This window comes from Bacillus sp. OxB-1 (genome assembly GCF_000829195.1).
Classification (GTDB): Bacteria; Bacillota; Bacilli; order Bacillales_A; family Planococcaceae; genus Sporosarcina.
Genome location: NZ_AP013294.1, coordinates 1656662 through 1675213, shown reverse-complemented (window position 1 = coordinate 1675213; position 18552 = coordinate 1656662). Strand labels below are relative to the sequence as shown.

Here is an 18552-nt window from a genome sequence, read left to right as displayed (position 1 = left end):
ATTGTTTTTTTATTTTAAAATTGATAACTGTGGTGCCTGACTTTGATTTTTCTGTTGTTCGCGGACGAACGCTGTAGCGCCGGTACGCGTCAATTCCTTGATGCCATAAGGCTTCAGGAGTTCAATGAACGCCTCGACTTTGTCGGTCGTCCCGGTCACTTGGTATGTGACGACGTTTTTCCCGGAGTCGATGATCGTAGCCCGGAACGGCTCGATGACGCTGTTCATCTCACTTCTCATATGAGGCGGCGAGACGACTTTCACGAGGGCAAGCTCCCGTAGGACGATTGCTTTGTCTGTGATGTCGTTCACCTTGATGACGTCGATTTGCTTTTGCAACTGTTTGACGAGCTGTTCGATTTTCCGCTCGTCTTCCACATGTACGATGAATGTCATTTTAGACATGCCCGGTTGTTCCGTATGGCCGACCGTGATGCTTTCGATGTTGAATTGCCGCTTCATGAGAAGCCCGGTCACCCGGTTCAACACTCCGCTCTGATTGATGACTGTTACCGTAATGACTCGTTTCATCCCTTGCTCACCCCGATCATTTCATTTAATCCTTTGCCTGGAGCTACCATTGGATAGACGTTTTCCATCTGTTTAACGCGGCAATCGATCAATACCGGTTCGTCGGATAGAAGTGCCTCTTTGAAGATTTGCTCCGCTTCTTCGAATGAAGTGATGCGGTATCCTTTGATGTCATATGCTTCCGCCAATTTCAGGAAGTCCGGCTGCACCGGAATCAAAGACTGGGAGTAGCGCTCTTCGTAAAACGTTTCTTGCCATTGACGTACCATGCCGAGTGCGCCGTTGTTCAAGATGACGACTTTCACCGGAATCCGCAGTTCTTGCAAAAGGGACAGTTCCTGTGCCGTCATTTGGAAACCTGCATCGCCCACGATGGAAACGACGCGCTTTTCCGGTTTGGCAAGCTGCGCTCCGATAGCAGCCGGGAATCCGAATCCCATCGTTCCGAGACCGCCGGATGTCACCCAATGGTCCGGATTGTTCAGTGGATAATATTGCGCTGCCCACATTTGGTGCTGGCCGACGTCTGTTGTGACGATGGCATCTCCCTCTGTAATGCGATGGATGATCTCTATTGCTTGTTGCGGCAGTAACTCGTTCTCATCTTCCACGTACCAAAGCGGATATTGTTCGGTCAATCCCTTCAGGTACTCAAGCCAATCGGCTGTGTCCGGCGATTGGAAGGATTGGTCCAGCAGGGCTTTCAAAGCTTCTTTTGCATCTGCAACAATCGGAATTTCCGTCGGAACGTTCTTCCCGATCTCTGCCGGGTCAATATCGATATGGATTACTCTCGCATTTGGTGCGAAGCTATCCAGGTTTCCGGTCAGACGATCATCGAAGCGCGCTCCGATATTGACAAGAACATCACATTCGCTCAAAGCGATGTTCGATGTAACCGTTCCGTGCATCCCTGCCATGCCAAGGAATAATTCATGATCTCCCCGGATGCTGCCTAAGCCAAGAAGCGTATTCGTTACAGGGATATGATGCTTTTCAATGAATGCTTTCAGCTCATCCATGCCTTGTGCATGCAGGATACCCGCTCCTGCCAAGATCAACGGCTTCTTCGCTTCGGAAATCGCTTGTGCCGCTTTCTGTATTTGCAGATAATTCGGGGAAGTCGTCGGCTGATACCCCGGCAGATTCACTTCGCCGTTCCAATCCGGAGCTGGCTTGAATGTATTCGTTGCGATGTTTTTCGGAATATCGACAACGACTGGGCCTGGTCTTCCGGTAGAAGCGATGTGGAACGCCTCTTTGATGATGCGCGGAAGTTCCGAAACATCATTCACTTGGTAGTTATGTTTGGTGATCGGTTGTGTGATCCCGATAATATCCGCCTCTTGGAAAGCGTCCGTCCCGATGACCGTATTCGCCACTTGCCCGGTGAAGACAACGAGCGGAAGGGAATCCATCATCGCATCCGTGATGCCTGTGACCAAGTTCGTCGCCCCCGGACCGGAAGTCGCAATGACAACGCCCGGCTGTCCGGTAACCCGTGCATACCCTTCGGCCGCATGGATGGCACCTTGTTCGTGACGCGCCAACACGTGGCTGATCGGATTTTTATAGAGTGCATCATAAATCGGAAGTACGGCCCCTCCAGGGTATCCAAAGATGATTTCGACGCCTTGATCCTTTAACGCCTGAATTAAAACAGCGGATCCATCCAATGGTTCATTTGATTGCTGTTTCGGTTGTTCCTGTACAATTTCCATGGCCTCTTCCATTTCAGCTTGTTTCATTTGAGCACTCGCACTCATTGATGAACTCCTCCTTGTTCCGGATATTATTTATTTTGGCAATGCAACTGTTTGAATTAAAAAAGCTTTTTCAGCCCACGCAAAGAAATCTGTTCTTCACATAGGGATGAAAAAGCTTTTCATGGTACCACCCTTGTTCGCAGCAAAATCGCTGCCTCATGAATAGACACGGTCTATTCGGTCATAACGAGCACGGAACAAAATCCACGCCCGGGGCTGCCTACACGTCGAAACCTCAACAACCCTCTCCGAGGTGATGTCGCAAATGGTTGTAATACCGGCTTCCACCAATACCGGCTCTCTGGAAATACAAGGTTCCATCTGCTTTATCCTCATCAATGATTTAGCTATATTAAAATTTTTAGATTTTCATGACTCCGCCTGTACTTGCTGATGTCACCAACGCAGAGTATCTGGCAAGGTATCCTTTTTTAATCTTCGGTGTGAACGGCTGTAGAGAAGCTCTCCGTTTGTCGAGCTCTTCATCCGACACTTCCAATTCGATTGTGCGGTTCGTCAAATCGATATTGATGATGTCATCGTTCTGAACCAATGCAATCGGTCCGCCTTCTGCCGCTTCCGGTGAAATATGCCCGACCGAGATGCCGCGGGAAGCGCCGGAGAATCGGCCGTCTGTGATGAGGGCCACTTTCGTCCCTAACCCACGACCTTGGATAGCGGATGTCGGTGCCAGCATTTCAGGCATTCCCGGTCCGCCTTTCGGGCCTTCATAGCGAATGACGACTACATGGCCTTCCTGGACCGTACCGTTGTCGATGTTCTCTTGTGCAGCTTCCTGGGATTCGAACACGATTGCTTTCCCACGGAATTGCTTGATGGACGGGTCGACCGCACCAACTTTGATGACTCCGCCATCGGGAGCGATATTACCGAAAAGTACGGAAAGACCGCCGACCGGACTGTGCGGATTATCTTTTGTGCGAATTACCTGATCATTTGTAATATGGTAATCCTGTACGTCTTCACCGATCGTCTTACCTGTTACGGTAATCCGGTCCGGATGGATCGCACCTGGGATTTTTGTAAGTTCATTGATGATGGCACTGACGCCACCTGCTTTGAATACATCGTCCATCGAGACATCGGAAGCTGGCATGATTTTCGCCAAGTATGGCACACGCTCAGCAACTACGTTGATATCTTCAACATGGTAATCGATTTCCGCTTCGTGAGCAATAGCCAATGTATGGAGGACGGTATTGGTCGATCCACCCATCGCCATGTCAAGTGCAAATGCGTCATCAATCGCTTGTTTTGTAATGATGTCACGAGGTTTCACATCTTCTTTAACCATGCGGACCAAGTGTTTTGCAGCTTCTTTGATCAACTTATGGCGTTCATCGGATGTAGCTACGATCGTGCCGTTTCCTGGCAACGCAACACCTAGCATTTCCATCAAGCAGTTCATGGAGTTTGCGGTGAACATCCCGGAGCACGATCCGCAAGTCGGACACGCATTGTTCTCGATATCCAGCAATTCTTCAGCTGTCATTTTACCTGATTTATAAGCTCCGACACCCTCGAACACGGAAGTAAGTGAAAGTTGGGCTCCTGTGGAGGAAACCCCCGCTTCCATCGGTCCGCCTGATACGAAGATGGAGGGAACGTTCGTCCGGACTGCCGCCATGAGCATTCCTGGAGTGATTTTGTCACAGTTCGGTATGTAGAACACGCCGTCAAACCAGTGGGCGTTTATGACAGTTTCCGCAGAGTCGGCAATCAACTCCCGGCTTGGCAGGGAATATCGCATTCCGATATGACCCATGGCAATGCCGTCATCTACACCGATCGTGTTGAACTCGAACGGGACGCCGCCTGCTTCCCAAATGGCTTCCTTTACAATTTCAGCGAATTTATTCAGATGCTTATGTCCTGGAATAATATCGATATAAGAGTTACAAACACCGATAAAGGGTTTTTCTAAATCTTTCGTCTTTACGCCAGTCGCATAGAGCAAACTTCTATGTGGTGCCCGGTCGACACCCTTTTTTATCATGTCACTTCTCAATTGCTCTCTCTCCTCATCAATGACTCATAATTCGAGTATCTGGCATTCAATCAATTATGTGAACTGCGTCACGAACTGATTTGGATTGTTGCTATCATATCGCGGATAAGTTCAGTAGTCAACAGGGTTTTTTTAAATAGTTGGGCAACTATGAATATAAGATTATGAGTGGGAACGCTTACATATGCAATATATCGCAGGTTACGAATTCCTTCACAATTCGAAAGTTTTATTATTATTTCTCTAGATTTTGCCCACTTCATGATTCTCTTAGAAGGTATCTCTTCGATTAAATGACGCGCTTCACTTATAGGGGTTGACGAACATTCAAGAAATAATCAATGCAACCTTACTTCACGATAGTTTAAAGAAACTTCAAAACAATCCTGACCAGATTCGCATTGTTTCTTGCACCTCACAACACTTCCCCGGAACGTCGAAACGTTTCAAGGAAATCTCCCAATATTCCTGGGCAACCCTCAAACGTTTTCAAGAAACCTCGAAACATTCCCCTCACCTCATAACGTTTTCTCCGAATAAAGAAACATCCCGACATAACTCCACAACGTTTCAAAGCAACTTCAAAACACTCCCGCCTCTCCTCAACACGTTCCCAAGAAACTTCAAAACGCCTCAACCGGTCAACATCACTTCACAAAACTTCAAAACACACTCCCCCTCCCTTGCAGCATTGTGCATATTATATAGAAAGAACCCAAACCAATTTGCAAACTTATGCAATCTACGCAAGATGTATCTGACCCGATTACACAAAACATGCAAACATTTTTTTCAATTTCTTGTCTTGAATTAAAAAGGACCGTCCCTCGAATCAGAAATGATCCAAGGGACGGTCCTTTATTATAGAAGAAACTAAATTTTATATCGGGAGATTATTGTTCAACCGCTACTGTAAGAGGCAGACGGACTGTATTGCCGCTTGCGTCTTTAACATCGATTGTATCAACTGCTTTAAGCTCTAATCCTTTTGCAAGCTCGTCAGCTGTCAAAGCTTTATTCAAGCTCACTTTTACAGTCTTATTCGTTACATCACTTGTAGTTACAGTGTTCGAAACTTCTTTTCCACCGACTAACAAGGAGAAGTCAATAGCGTTTGAAGCATCAGTCACCGCTTCAGAGAAAGTGATTGTAATTTCTTTCGTGCCTGTCAGTGCAGCTTTTGTAATAGTAGGTGCAACGTTTTCCTTAAGGTTCACAGTGTCCTCGTATTTCTCCATAGCCACTGCGGAGCCTTTTGCTTTCACGTTTTGGATGACGACATTGCGCTCACCAGTAAACGTGTTGGAATCAGCTTTCAATTTCAATGTCACTTTCTTCAGGTCATCGGAATTCACAGTTGCAGTTTCAACCACTGTGCCATCGATTGCATAGTTTCCAACGTTTGTAGCTGTTGCCGCATCGACCGCTTTATTGAATTCAACTACGACGGAGTCATTCGTGTCGCCGGCAACAACATCAGCGACTTCAATTTTGACTTCTGTTTCCGGTTTTCCATCTTTACCGCGGACAAAAGAAGCGTTCGCAGTAGTTGCCGCTTCGCCTGCAGCGCTCTTCACATTAGCGAATTCGAGTTCCACTTTATATGAAGCACCTTCCACGTCTTTGCCGGAAAGCAATGTTCCAAGCGCAACACGGACGACCTTCTTGCTATCTTTTGCATCTTTATAAACAACAGCTTTCGGAGCAAGGTCATCATTTACCAAATTCGTTGTAACGAAGTCTTTGATATATGACCCAGCTGTAACGTCGACTGTCGAAGATTCGCTGATTTCTACATCTTTGTCAAACGTGATCTCCAAGTACTCTTTCAAATCTTTTTTATCCGTTACCACTTGGCTGGAAACGGCTTTTGGCGCATCGGCATCTTTGACAAATGTTACGACTTTGCTGAAGTCCTTTCCTTTTTCCCCGCTTAGGTCAGTGAAATTGGAGACGGCAATTGTTTTCGCACCATCTAATACATTATCCGTTTCTACTGTATAGGTAGTAGGATTCTTTTCATCTTTAACCGCTGTTTTCGTATAACCGTCCACTTTAACGGCTGGCGCAGCAATAAGTTCCTCAGAGAACTGGATGGCAATCGTTTTTGCTCCAGCTTGCGTGATGGAAGTTACTGTCGGAGCTACTCCGTCCGCAGCACCTTTCGTGAAGGAAACTGTAGATGGATTTGGTGAAATCAAGTTGTCTGCTTGGTCTTTCGCACCAATAATCGTTGCAACAACTTCTTCATTTGCTTTCACATCGCTTCCGATAGTGAAGGTCGCTTCAGAATCGCCTGCGTTGAACGATGTTGTGACTCCATTGCCATTAGCAGCAATTTGAGTTCCATCCGCCAACTTAAACGAAACAGTTCCGAGAGATTTTAACGGCTCTGTAAATTTAACTTTTACAACGGATGCGGAAACTTTTTCAACGCCTACGATAGCCGGAGCTGTTTTATCTTCTGCGATTGTAATTGTCGCTTCATATTTATCAACCGCTGCACCTGTTACAGTTTTCACGCCATCCACTTTGATGTCATAGCGTTTCGATAGCGGGTTGGCTGCAGTGACGACAAGTGTTTTTTCATCGGCGCTCAATTCACCGGTCAATTGACCTGCGTTGACGCCGTCCAATGATCTCAAGGAAACAGCCGCTTTAAGAGCACCGTCTTTTCCATTCTCGAAAAGAGACTCCTTATCCACTGCCGCACTGAATGAAACCTGGACTTGCGTAGCGTTCAATGATTCCACTTCTGTCACGAAACGATCATCCGCTGCGAATTCGAAGTTGACGGCAATCGTTTTTTCCACTGCCGCTTCGCCTTTTGCCAATGTGATGACATATTCGTTTGCTGTTGCACCTGCTGCTGCTTTTGCTGTCACGCCTTCGACTGTGACAAGGCCGTTGACATACGATTGGACGGCAGCCAATTTATTTTCAGCTGTCGCATATTCGCCACGTGCTACGACGACATTTCCAGCTTTCAATTGAGCTGCTGCCGCTTCCACCGCTAACTTGTCTTGGTCCACTTCCGGCTCTTGTGTCGCTTGTTCGCTTCTGAAGATGAAGGAAGCCATTTGACCGCGAGTGACAAGCGCGCTTGGCGAAAATGTCGTTGGTGTCGTACCTGTCGTAATATTATTGGAATAAAGAGTTTGAATGAAATCCGCATGCCATTGCTTGCTGTTGATATCCGTGAATGGCAAGTTTCCAAGCTTCTCTTGTTCGAATTTGAAACCGAGCACGATCATTTTTGCCATATGTGCCCGTGAAAGGTTTGCTGTCGGTTTGAAAGTGTTATCTTCATAACCTGAAATGATTCCCGCCTCTACTAGAGCTGCGATATGTCCGTAGTAAGGATTCGATTTGCTGACGTCAGTGAATCCAGGATCTTTGACGTTTTCCGTGTCCAGTCCAAGTGCGAGTGCCATGATTTTAGCCGCGTGCATCCGGTTGATATGTTGACCCGGACGGAACGTGCCATCCTCATATCCATTAATGACGCCGCGTTCTGCCAAACTTGTGACTGCTTCATAGAAATGGTGAGACGGAATATTTTTTACGTCAGAGAACGTAGGAGCCGCTTGTGTGAATACCGGTGCAGCCGAAACGAGTGCCCCTGTCGCTACGGTTGTTGCCAATGTAGCTCGTAGTATTTTGTGAGAACTTGCTTTCTTCATTTCCAAACCTCCAAGGTATGTAATTGCCCACCAAACTGAATTTGGCGATGCACCGTTATCGTAGCATGTCCGATTTCCTCTACCACAATCCAATTTTTGGTGGGTTCAAAATCTAGATTGCTAGAAAGAAGGATTTTCAAAAGGCTTAGTAGAATAGTATAAGCGAATAATTGTCTTCTACGGCTCTATAAAATCAATGCTAATATTCCAGTTGATGCGCATTGACACCACACCTCCGAACAACCACCGGTGACTTGATATGGATGCCAAGTCTATTAAAAGTTCTTTTTTCTATCACAAGATAAAGAAAAACTCGAAATTCCATGAAACCTTTCTGGTAAAATTACGTAAGTATTTATATACTTACTAATGGAGTAAGTAAGATTTACCAAAATACTATATTGGAGGTTTTACATTTGAAGAAGCTCGCATCATGGTTATTTGCGTTTGCCCTGCTGTTTTCGTTAGCATTGCCAACAGCAACTCATGCGAATACGGACGCAATGAAGTTCATCATTGACGGCGTGGAAGTGGATGGTTATGAACAGCCTTTCATGTCTCACGGTGATGTCCTCATTCCAATTGAAAACTTGTTTGATGAAGCAGGTTTCCAAGTTACGAAAGGGAAAAACGGACAGGTCTCTGTCACAAACAGCTATTTGACAGTCGATTTCAATGCTGCCGCTAAAAATATCCAAATTAATGGTGAGAAAGCAAATGCAGAATTCCCATTGACGTTGAAAAACGCAGGGAACTATATTTCTGGCGAATTCCTATCCAGCTTGGAAGGATTTGACGTTGAAGTATCAGAAGATGAGAAAACAGTCAACGTAACGACAAACCGCGTGAAAGACGTGGAAGCGTTCTTGAAAAAGTCAATGGAAGCGGAGCTGAACAGCTTTTCCGCTGACATGGTCATGGATATGAACCTGGAAACTTCAACAGAAGAACTCGGTTCCATGGACATGACAATGGATATGAAAATGGACTTCATCGAAAAACCAATGGCAATGTACATGGCGATGAACATGCTCATGCAGGCTGATGGTGAAAAAGAAGACATGGACATGGAAATGTACTTCACGGAAGACGCTGTTTACCAACAGATGGATGGCGTTTGGGTGAAAGATGAAATGTCAAAAGAACTTCTTGAAGCACAACTGGACAGCGCGAATATGCTGGAGCAATTTGAACTGCTCAAGACGTTCATGAAAGGCATTCACGTCTTTGAATACGAAGATTCTTACGTAGTCGTCCAAAATATCACGACAGAAGATTTCAAAGAAATGATGTCCGAAGCAATGGAACTATTGCCTGCATTGTTGCCTGACATGCTCGGCACGGCTGGCTCTGAAGTAATGGTTGAAGGTGCAGAAGTTACAGAAGAAGCTACGAATGAAGAAGTTACTACTGAAGAAACATCCGTAGAAGCTACTGAAGAAGCAGCAGCAGAAGATGTTGAAGAAGTGGTCATCGAAGAAGAATTGCCATTCGAAGATCTGGAAGGTCTATTGGAAATGCTGAATTTGGATATCAAGGAATTCTACACAGTTTCCACATATGACAAGGCAACTCTTTTCCCGCTTGACATGTCGGGTGCGATTCATATCACAATGAATGTTGACGATGTAGATGTTTCCCTTAAAATGGACCTTTCCGGCAACTACACGAACCACAACAACGTAAAAGAAATCAAAGTTCCAGCGGAAGTCATCAAAAATGCAATTACAATGGAACAATGGTTTGAAGAACTTGAAAAGCAATGGGCAGCGGAAGAAGTTCCGGCTGAATAATTGAAAACGGAGCGAGTCCGCTATGAGACTCGCTCCATTTTTTATGGATGGTAATGAATTTTACGTTGCAGTTCCGAATACCGAAAGTCGGACCATTTCGCTTCCTACCGATTGTCCGCCACTCTTCGCTTTTTCATAAACCACGCCAATACAATCGCCCCGATCAACGTAAATCCTAAATACCCCATCGTCGGATAGACTGTGCCAACAAGGGTGATGAATCCAATGAAACTGACACCGAACGCCACGACACCAAACAGGACGGCAAACCCTTTAAACTTCGGGGTATCCGGTTGGATCAAGCGTGCCGTGAACGCGTAGAGCATCCCCACTGCCGTATTGTAAATCATTCCGAGCAATACGATCGTCATAATAATGCCGATGATGGGAGACATTTGATTGGCCAAAAAAAGCATCGGCATCGGAACTTCTGAAATCTCACTCAATCTAGTCAACATCGAGATATTGATTAATAAAATAAGAAGTCCAAGGCCGATTCCACCAATGATGCCGCCCCACCCCGCCACTTTCTGATCTTTCACCGTGCCGCCCATGACTGTCAACATTGATGCACCTGCTGCGATATTATACGACACGTAAAGGAGCGCCCCTAATATCCAGTTGGCCGCAGCTGGTTTCTGTTGTTCAACAGCAGCCGCAATCTCAGCCGAAGACGCATCAAAATTCATCAAGGAATAAACCATGATAATGATAACGAGCACTAATAGGAATGGCGTCACTGCACTGATCAACGCAATGACCCGTTTCACATTCAGCGTGATAGTCAATATTGCCAGAGCAGTCACCACAATACTGCCAATTATGCTTGGAATCCCAAACTGCTGCTCAAAGATGGCTCCCGCGCCCGATAACATGACGACCGTTACGCCAAACAAGAAAAATGTAATAATGAAATCTACAACCACACCGAGATATCGACCGCAAATATGATAGATGACATCCTTATGAGAAGCCGACTGCAACCGGCTCCCCAACTGCGTCAAATTCATCCCGATAAAGGCGAAAAGTGCGGTGGCCACGAGACTTCCAGCAATACCGGCATAACCAAAACTCGTAAAAAACTGCAAAATCTCTTGACCTGAAGCAAACCCTGCACCGACAATCAAACCAATGAACGCAGCCCCGATTTGGAAACTCTTTTTCATGGAAAATCCCCCTTCTGTTATTTCGCCGTATAGTTCATTTCTTCCACCGTGAATTTGTCCATCACTTCGAGGTTCGGTTCATAGCCGATTCCGTAAGCGGTCGGCACGGTGATATATCCATCTTCGACGACGACTTCCGGCGAGATGATGTCCTCTTCCCAATACAGGTACACCTTGCGCAAGAGCCTGCCGTATCCCCAGGTAAGATGAAATTCGGCAATGTCGTTAGTGCTACATTATGCGCGCGGCCGATCCCTGATTCCAACATCCCGCCACACCAGACAGGCACACCTCGTTCCATGCAGTAATCGTGGATCTTCTTCGCTTCCGTCAACCCGCCGACCCGGCCGATTTTAATATTGATGATTTTACAGCTTCCCAATTCCAATGCTTTCCGTGTATCCTCCAGGGAATGAATGCTTTCGTCCAGGCAGACCGGAGTCGCCAGCTCTTTTTGAAGTGTCGCATGGTCGATAATATCATCCGATGCGAGCGGCTGCTCGACCATAGTTAGGTTGAATTCAAATGGGAAAAGAGTTCGAAGATCAAAGGTGTGATTTGGGGGACTTGTACGCGAAACGCAATCAACTGACGCTAGCGGAGGCATGGGGTGGAAAAGCGGATAAAATCGAAGTCTGTATCAGCATCGAAATCCAAGAGAATAAAGCAGACTTGGTTGAATTGGTCCAGAGATATGTGGAAAAAGGGTGTAAACGCATCCTCTGCGAATTACGGAACCATTTTCTGGATGTTCCGTTGATGGCGGGTGCCAAGCGTATACACTTCAGGATATCGATTTGCTCAAGCAGCTGGCATATCAGGAATTGTTCACTTCACACTGAATGTCGAGGATTTTAATCTTTCTATTGAGACGGGACCTTCTGTCAAATATACGAACCACAATAATAAAAAAATCAAAATTACTGAAGATGTCATCAAAAATGAATTTTCGATGGAACAATGGTTTGAAAACTTAAAAAGCAATGGCCAACGCGGAGGAAGTTCCGCTGAATAATTGAATACAGAGCAAGTCTAATAGAAGCCTTGCTCCGTTTATTAATATTCACCGAAACTATTTTACACATACTTTGATCGTGCTGGCTGTCGGGTACATCTCGTTCATTGTAAGCTAAAATAGGCTCGCCACTACTATCTCTTACCTCCAAAGATATAGATCCGCAAAAATTATTAACTAACGAGACCAATTTCAACTTTAGCGTTTCATATTGCATCATCACACTGCCATTTATGATTAACACTCACAAAAAATAGACTAGGCTTTCTCCCTCCGCTACAAGAAAAGCGAGCTTCCGCATCTTCAACTTCTATTGCTCTCTCATCCTCGAAAACATAAATTCTTGTACAGTTAATTCTTACGCTAGCAAAGAACTTATTTTACGTCAAAAACTTGTAGTTGCTCTTTTGTCGGCTTTTTAGTGAACAAACTTATAAAAATAATCGCTGCTAAGGATACGATCAAAGAGGGAATCATTGGTGGCAACCCGAATGGCTGTTTTAGTATATACCAAATAAGGGCAGTTCCGCCGCCTCCAATGATAGAATACATACCCGCCGTAGCAGTAGCGCCTTTCCATAAAAAACCTACATACATTGGAATTAATAAACCTGCAGTGTACATCGTATAAGCGAAGACGATGGCTGTTACAATGTCCGGCATTAAATAAGCTAAAGCAAAGCTTATAAGCGCAAATACTACAACAGCAGTTTGCCCCACTGTCTTCAACTCTCTACTGGAAGCATCTTTTTTCACAATTTGTTGATAGAAATCGCGGGACAAGTTGACGCTGGCACTAAGTAATATTGAGTTCGTAGATGTAATAATAGCCGCGATAACGACTGCCAATAAAACACCACCAACGAATGGGGGTAACAGCTCAGTCACCACAAGCGGGAAGACCTGATCCGGTGGGAGATCGGGACCCAATATCGCCCTCGCACCATAGCCTAACAGAGAAACAAATAAAAAGCCGAAGAACGCTGTAGGAATCAGCAAGTACAAACTTCTTTTCGCAGTTTTACTATCTTTTGCAGAAAATACTCTGGCAAAAATGATGGATTGGGATACAGCGGCTGTTCCAAAAGTTGCAATAGCCATATTAAAAGCACCCAAAGCATTCGTACTTGTAAAGACTTTAAAATACCCATCCGGCAAAGCATTGAATATGACCCCAAATCCTCCATTCATATAGTAAAGGACTGCCATTCCCAAAAATAATCCGCCGAATATCAGAATGGCTTGAATACTGTCCGTAATGGCGACGCCCTTCATGCCCCCAAAGAATGTGATAAGGGTGAAAGCGATGACACTAATTAACATGGCAAATAATTTATCCATCCCTAAAAACGCCACCATAATGCCAGTCATCGAAAGTATCTGTACAGTTACTACAGCAATATCCCCAAAAATAATCATAAACCCGCTGACATACCGAGAGCGATTATCATATCGCATTGCAAGCATATCTGGAACTGTAAATTGTTCGAATTTACGGAATTTTTCAGCCAGAATTATAGCAGCTACCAAGATACCCAGTATTGCACCAATTGCACTAAACCACCAATCTAGCCCCATTAGATAAAAACTACCTGTATAACCTACAACAGTTGCTCCACCGACAAGTGTGGCGAACAGAGTACCCAACAAAACAGGGGTCCCTAGGCTTCTGCCTGCTAAAGCAAAATCTTCTATGCCTTTTACATAACGTTTATAAAAAATACCAATACCTACAATGAACACAATATATAATAAAATTGCTGTTACATACATTTTCAATTCCTCCAATCTTTTTTATTCATTAATGTGAATAGTTGATACGCATTCCAAAGAGAAATGCAAGCAATTCGCCGGGCCATTTTAAACAGCCCGACTTATTGTGGAACCGAAGTGAAATTACCTATTTTTTTACATTTGATCGAGAGGATAAATAGGACGTAGAACATGTTTATAATCAAACGATGTAAAATCAATAGTAGTTAAACCTGGCGAGTCTACAGTGATTATTTTTGCACTTTGGGGCTCAAATGCCGCCCTAAAATGTTGACTAGATTTTAAACAAACAATTTTGTATTTCGAAATATCGATACCATGCAGTAAAAATATTTGCTCATCCATTACTTGCGATTTAATGGAGCAAACAATAATGTCCACGCCACCCACCTGCAATCTGACGGATTTCCCTAAATCATTTTTCAGCCCCTGCCACATGGGAGAAGATTGATAAAACACTCCATCTGTTAAACTTTTGATATAAGCGTTTACGGATAGTGGTTCTCCGTGCAAATTATCCGTTTTCCCCCCTAATTTAATATCGATATATTCGCCTACACCTGCTTCATGGGCTAGGTCGGCAACTTCCTTATCATAAATAAAAGCAAAACAAGCATTTTCCAACCCCATATCAAGCATCGCTCTTAAAAGGTAGGTTCCGTCACCAGGCGTACCTCCACCTGGGTTGTCCGACGTCTCATTAATGACAATAGGATGACCCTCTAGCTGCAACGCTTGTTCCAACCCCTCTTGAGGGGACAAAGTTTTTTGGAAAAACCGCTCCTTGATTGATAGAATTTGATTGGCCACATCTTCACTTGCCTTTGCAGCTAGGGCTGGATCATCGTTTGTAATAGACAATACCGAAACTCCAACATGCTGAATATCAGTATAAGGAAAACTATGAAAAAATGTACAATCCACTACGTCTGTCTCTTTTTCCCATTCCCAACAAATCTCATTTATATCCTTTGCTGGCGATAGATTGGTTGTAGATGTGGGGATAATCAGCGGCAACTTCGTTAGATGCATGACAGGGTTCAGTTCTTTTTTATACATTTTTATAGCAAGATCAATTGCTTCCATTCCACGTTCATAAGAATCTGTATGTGGATAAAAATTAACCCCTAGCAACACATCGGCTTCTTGCACCATCTTTTCCGTTAGATTTGCATGCAAATCTAACGTACACAAAATCGGAATATCGTATCCAACGGCATTTCTTATTTCACCTAATAAATACCCTTCCATATCGTCAATGCCTTCCACAACACCAGCACCATGTAAATTTAAACATAGAGCATCTGCTTGATGCTTTTTGAGTGAATTAATCAGCTCCTCTTTTATCTCATCATATGTTTCTTTCGTTATTGTTCCTGAAGGATAAGCCATTGCAGAAATCGTTGGTATAATTTCAAGTTTAAGCGCTTCTGCTCGGTCTATCATGCCGCCTAAATAATCCCTTACACCCCGATGTTTTTGTAATATCCCCTCCCCTTTATCCCATTCCCACAATTTAAAATTTTCCATTGTAGTCTGCTCAGCCGCAAAAGTATTTGTTTCATGCACAAATTGACCGATAAATATTTTCATCATATTATTCTTCTCTCCTTTACTATATGAAGTATTAAATGCTTTTTCTCAACTTCTGAAGTTTTCACTTCAACAATCGCTAAAAAAAATATATAACTTTTAATGGTTATTCATCCGTACCTAACAATTCACCATATGTCAAACTCTTGGATAAAAAAAGCCGTCCACATGCAATGAATCATAATCCTCTCTTCTCTTTTGAAACCTCTTGCTATCGTGGATGGAAACTCCCGCGAGAATCGCATTCAGTAAAGAAATCACAGCGGGTGCAACATCGATTGTTGATTTCATTTGTAATTGGATAGGCAAATGAAGATCCGCATATTCCGCTATTGGGGAGAACGCTGAATCGGATATTGCAATTATAAATGTTCCACGTTTTTTAGCTTGCTCAGCAAATTTGATTGTTTCCAAGGAGTATCGATGAAAAGAAATTACAAACAACGTGCTTTTTGCATTTAATTTTAGTAATTGATTAATCACGTCGTCGGTGCCAGCTTGAAACATATGCGTATCACCTCGCATGAGATTTAGTGTAAAACTAAACCAATGCGCAAAAGCATAGGAAGATCGCATCCCCGAAACAAGCACATGCTCTGACTCAATCAAACGTTCAACTGCCATGTGAATCTCTTCTTCATTTAATTGTTCCATCATTCTCTCTAGTTTCATTTGGTCTCTTTTTATAGATTGATAATATAAACCAGGCCCAGTGATGGTCTCCTTATCTTCCCGAAAGTTGTGTAAGCTACTTTTTGTACTTATGAGATTGTCTCTAACTTCTTTTTGGAGCTCACTAAAGCCGCTGTATTTTAAGGTATGACAGAAACGAATAACCGTTGTTTCACTTACTCCAATTTCCTTGCCTATTTCACTTGCAGATAGCATGGCAAATGATTGTGGAAAGTCTAATAGATATTTCGCTACTTTCTTGGTACTATTACTTAGTTTGTAATAGTGTCCCCTAACCTTTTCCTGATAGTCTTCCAATTTCTCAACCCCATTTACCATTGTTATTCCGCCGTGTAATTCATTTCTTCCACCGTATATTTGTCCATTATTTCGAGATTCGGCTCATAGCCGATTCCATAAGCGGTCGGAACGGTGATATAGCCATCTTCCACGACGACTTCCGGCGAGATGATGTCCTCCTCCCAATAACGGGAAGAGCCTGCCGTATCCCCAGGTAAGATGAAATTCGGTAATGTCGTTAGTGCTACATTATGTGCGCGGCCGATTCCTGATTCCAACATGCCGCCACACCAAACCGGCACGCCGCGTTCCATACAGTAGTCGTGAATTCTCTTTGCTTCAGTCAAACCGCCGACCCGGCCGATTTTAATATTAATGATTTTACAGCTTCCGAGTTCCAGCGCTTTCCGTGTATCCTCCAGAGAGTGGATGCTTTCATCCAGGCAGACCGGTGTTGTTATGGCTTTTTGCAGCGTGGCATGGTCGATAATATCATCCGATGCGAGCGGCTGCTCGACCATCGTCAAATTGAATTCATCCAACTGCTTAAGTAGATCGATATCCTGAAGCGTATACGCCGAATTGGCATCCGCCATCAACGGGACATCCGGGAAATGGTTCCGCAATTCGCGGAGAACTTCAATATCATAGCCCGGTTTAACCTTCACTTTGATGCGTTTATATCCTTCTTCTATATAACCACGGACTATTTCCACCAAATCAGCTACATTCTCTTGGATTCCGATACTAATGCCGACTTCAATTTTATCTGCTTTTCCGCCCAATGCTTCCGCAAGCGTCAATTGGTTGCGCTTCGCGTACAGGTCCCAAATCGCACCTTCGATTGTCGACTTCGCCATATTATTTTTGCGGATGAACCCAAACAGCTCATTCACTACATCTGGGTACCCTATTTCTTTTTCCAGCACGAGCGGAATCAGAAAATCTTCTATTATATGCAGATTCGTTTCAATCGTTTCCTCGTTGTACCAAGGTGAGTGAAACGCAACGGACTCACCCCAACCGGAATTACCCAGTTCGTCCTTCACTTCCGCTAGTAGAAATTCTTTTTCCTGCATTGTTCCGAAGCTTGTCGTAAACGGGTGTTTCATCTTCATTTTCATTCTGCGGATGTTCACTTCTTTAATAATCATTGCACTTCTCCTTTAGGTTTGATTGGAATAAAAGACTTTTTGACACATTGATAATAATGCACATGACCCGATGTGCGATTGACTCCGACTATTGCATAGCCTGCTGCGAATAATTGTTGGAATATGGCTCGGGTCTTCATTCGCCAATCCATTGCCAATTCAGGCTCGCTCCCTTTCATGAGTTGGAAATGTTGAGGAATCGGCACTTCAATTCCATCACGTGCCAAATCCACATCAACTTCGTCATACCGGAGGACCGGATTCCCGTTTTTAGATTCTTCGACTTCAAACGGCCGATGATATTCAGATATGGAAGGGTTCCATTCTCCCGTTACCCTTTCGCTAGTAATCCACCAAGAGATTTGGAAACGATCGGTAGGCAACCCTTTATTCAACCCGTCATCCATTTCGCCGTAACAGTTTTCCAGATAAGTGTCGCAAATGCCGTACAATTTTGAAGTATTGAGGTACGCATTCCGGCTTTCAAGCGGATCAAACGTCCATGTGATCAAGTCATAGCCCATGTTCCTCGCCGTCTTCATCTGCTCGTCTTTCAACAGCTTCCCGATCCCCATAAGTTGGTATTCCGGGTGGACGCCGAGCATATGGGAGCATAAATACGTCTGTCCGTTTGAAAAACCAGTAAAACCGTATGAAAAGCCGACCATTTTCTCTCCGTCGAATGCCCCGAGCATGATACCGCCATTTTTTACAGCCGTCACGGTTTGGTGGGTCGGAATCGGCTCCATCCCCCATACCTCCCGCTCCAGTTTTTGGACGAGCCGCATTTCATCGTTCGTTTTCATGAGGCGAACTTCCAACTCCCTCGTCATTCTCCGTCCACTCCTTCCACAATCAAAAATCTACTCCCTTGATATTTTTAATAGGCTGACTTAGTTCCTCCAACGACACTATAAGTTTATCATCTCCCGCGAAGGAAATACTTTATGTTTATTAATAATGAAGTTTAAACTTCAATGATGTTTGTTACTTAACATATCACAACGTGAGACAGAAAACAACAACTTTTCAGAAATTTCAGGTTGGATGTATTGTATGATTAATGATGAACTGATA

11 protein-coding genes and 1 pseudogene are annotated in these 18552 nt (G+C 44.2%); 1 reads left to right on the top strand and 11 read right to left on the bottom strand.

Features of this window, described 5'->3' with window-relative positions; all coding sequences use genetic code 11:
* Positions 1-9: 9 nt before the first annotated feature.
* The 4 genes from ilvN to OXB_RS18395 form a co-directional block, all read right to left on the bottom strand.
* Positions 10-531: an acetolactate synthase small subunit gene (gene ilvN, locus OXB_RS08285; RefSeq protein WP_041073366.1), complete on the bottom strand. Its 522-nt coding sequence runs from the start codon at positions 529-531 to the stop codon at positions 10-12.
* On the bottom strand, positions 528-2252 hold the full coding sequence (ilvB, locus tag OXB_RS08280; protein WP_442852904.1) for an acetolactate synthase large subunit: 1725 nt from the start codon (positions 2250-2252) through the stop codon (positions 528-530). Before ilvB ends, ilvN begins: the two co-directional genes overlap by 4 nt.
* Positions 2253-2658: 406 nt before the next feature.
* Positions 2659-4326 (bottom strand): dihydroxy-acid dehydratase, encoded by a 1668-nt coding sequence (ilvD, locus tag OXB_RS08275; RefSeq protein WP_041073364.1) that lies wholly within the window; start codon positions 4324-4326, stop codon positions 2659-2661.
* A gap of 893 nt (positions 4327-5219) precedes the next feature.
* Positions 5220-8009 carry an S-layer homology domain-containing protein gene (locus OXB_RS18395; protein WP_052483926.1) on the bottom strand — a complete coding sequence of 930 codons (2790 nt, stop codon included), beginning with the start codon at positions 8007-8009 and terminating at the stop codon, positions 5220-5222.
* Between the two features lie 416 nt (positions 8010-8425).
* On the opposite strand from OXB_RS18395, the gene OXB_RS08265 reads away from it, so the two are divergent.
* Positions 8426-9802, top strand: a complete 1377-nt coding sequence (locus OXB_RS08265) for a DUF6612 family protein (protein ID WP_041073362.1) — start codon at positions 8426-8428, stop codon at positions 9800-9802.
* 104 nt (positions 9803-9906) lie between these two features.
* Here OXB_RS08265 and OXB_RS08260 read toward each other — a convergent pair whose 3' ends face one another.
* From OXB_RS08260 to OXB_RS08225, 7 genes and pseudogenes are all read right to left on the bottom strand, one after another.
* Positions 9907-10968, bottom strand: coding sequence for a YkvI family membrane protein (locus tag OXB_RS08260; protein WP_041073360.1), 1062 nt, complete (start codon positions 10966-10968; stop codon positions 9907-9909).
* Positions 10969-10985: 17 nt separating this feature from the next.
* Positions 10986-11575, bottom strand: a pseudogene (locus OXB_RS08255) (enolase C-terminal domain-like protein).
* 783 nt (positions 11576-12358) lie between these two features.
* On the bottom strand, positions 12359-13756 hold the full coding sequence (locus OXB_RS08245) for a sodium:solute symporter family protein (RefSeq protein WP_041073356.1): 1398 nt from the start codon (positions 13754-13756) through the stop codon (positions 12359-12361).
* A 135-nt stretch (positions 13757-13891) separates the two neighbouring features.
* On the bottom strand, positions 13892-15349 hold the full coding sequence (locus OXB_RS08240) for a M81 family metallopeptidase (RefSeq protein ID WP_041076499.1): 1458 nt from the start codon (positions 15347-15349) through the stop codon (positions 13892-13894).
* A 138-nt stretch (positions 15350-15487) separates the two neighbouring features.
* Entirely contained in the window at positions 15488-16339 is an 852-nt protein-coding gene (locus OXB_RS08235) for a MurR/RpiR family transcriptional regulator (protein ID WP_052484178.1), read from the bottom strand.
* A gap of 23 nt (positions 16340-16362) precedes the next feature.
* A complete protein-coding gene (menC, locus tag OXB_RS08230; protein ID WP_041073352.1) occupies positions 16363-17475 on the bottom strand; it encodes an o-succinylbenzoate synthase in 1113 nt (370 codons plus the stop codon).
* Positions 17472-18308 carry a GNAT family N-acetyltransferase gene (locus OXB_RS08225; protein WP_041073350.1) on the bottom strand — a complete coding sequence of 279 codons (837 nt, stop codon included), beginning with the start codon at positions 18306-18308 and terminating at the stop codon, positions 17472-17474. The genes menC and OXB_RS08225 overlap by 4 nt, the downstream gene beginning before the upstream one ends.
* Positions 18309-18552: the final 244 nt, after the last annotated feature.

Excerpts from the sequence above, each read along its gene's own strand:
- ilvN (WP_041073366.1), bottom strand. The coding sequence starts at position 531 with ATGAAACGAGTCATTACGGTAACAGTCATCAATCAGAGCGGAGTGTTG.
- ilvB (WP_442852904.1), bottom strand. The coding sequence starts at position 2,252 with ATGGAAATTGTACAGGAACAACCGAAACAGCAATCAAATGAACCATTG.
- OXB_RS18395 (WP_052483926.1), bottom strand. The coding sequence starts at position 8,009 with ATGAAGAAAGCAAGTTCTCACAAAATACTACGAGCTACATTGGCAACA.
- OXB_RS08260 (WP_041073360.1), bottom strand. The coding sequence starts at position 10,968 with ATGAAAAAGAGTTTCCAAATCGGGGCTGCGTTCATTGGTTTGATTGTC.
- OXB_RS08245 (WP_041073356.1), bottom strand. The coding sequence starts at position 13,756 with ATGTATGTAACAGCAATTTTATTATATATTGTGTTCATTGTAGGTATT.
- OXB_RS08240 (WP_041076499.1), bottom strand. The coding sequence starts at position 15,349 with ATGAAAATATTTATCGGTCAATTTGTGCATGAAACAAATACTTTTGCG.
- menC (WP_041073352.1), bottom strand. The coding sequence starts at position 17,475 with ATGATTATTAAAGAAGTGAACATCCGCAGAATGAAAATGAAGATGAAA.
- OXB_RS08225 (WP_041073350.1), bottom strand. The coding sequence starts at position 18,308 with ATGACGAGGGAGTTGGAAGTTCGCCTCATGAAAACGAACGATGAAATG.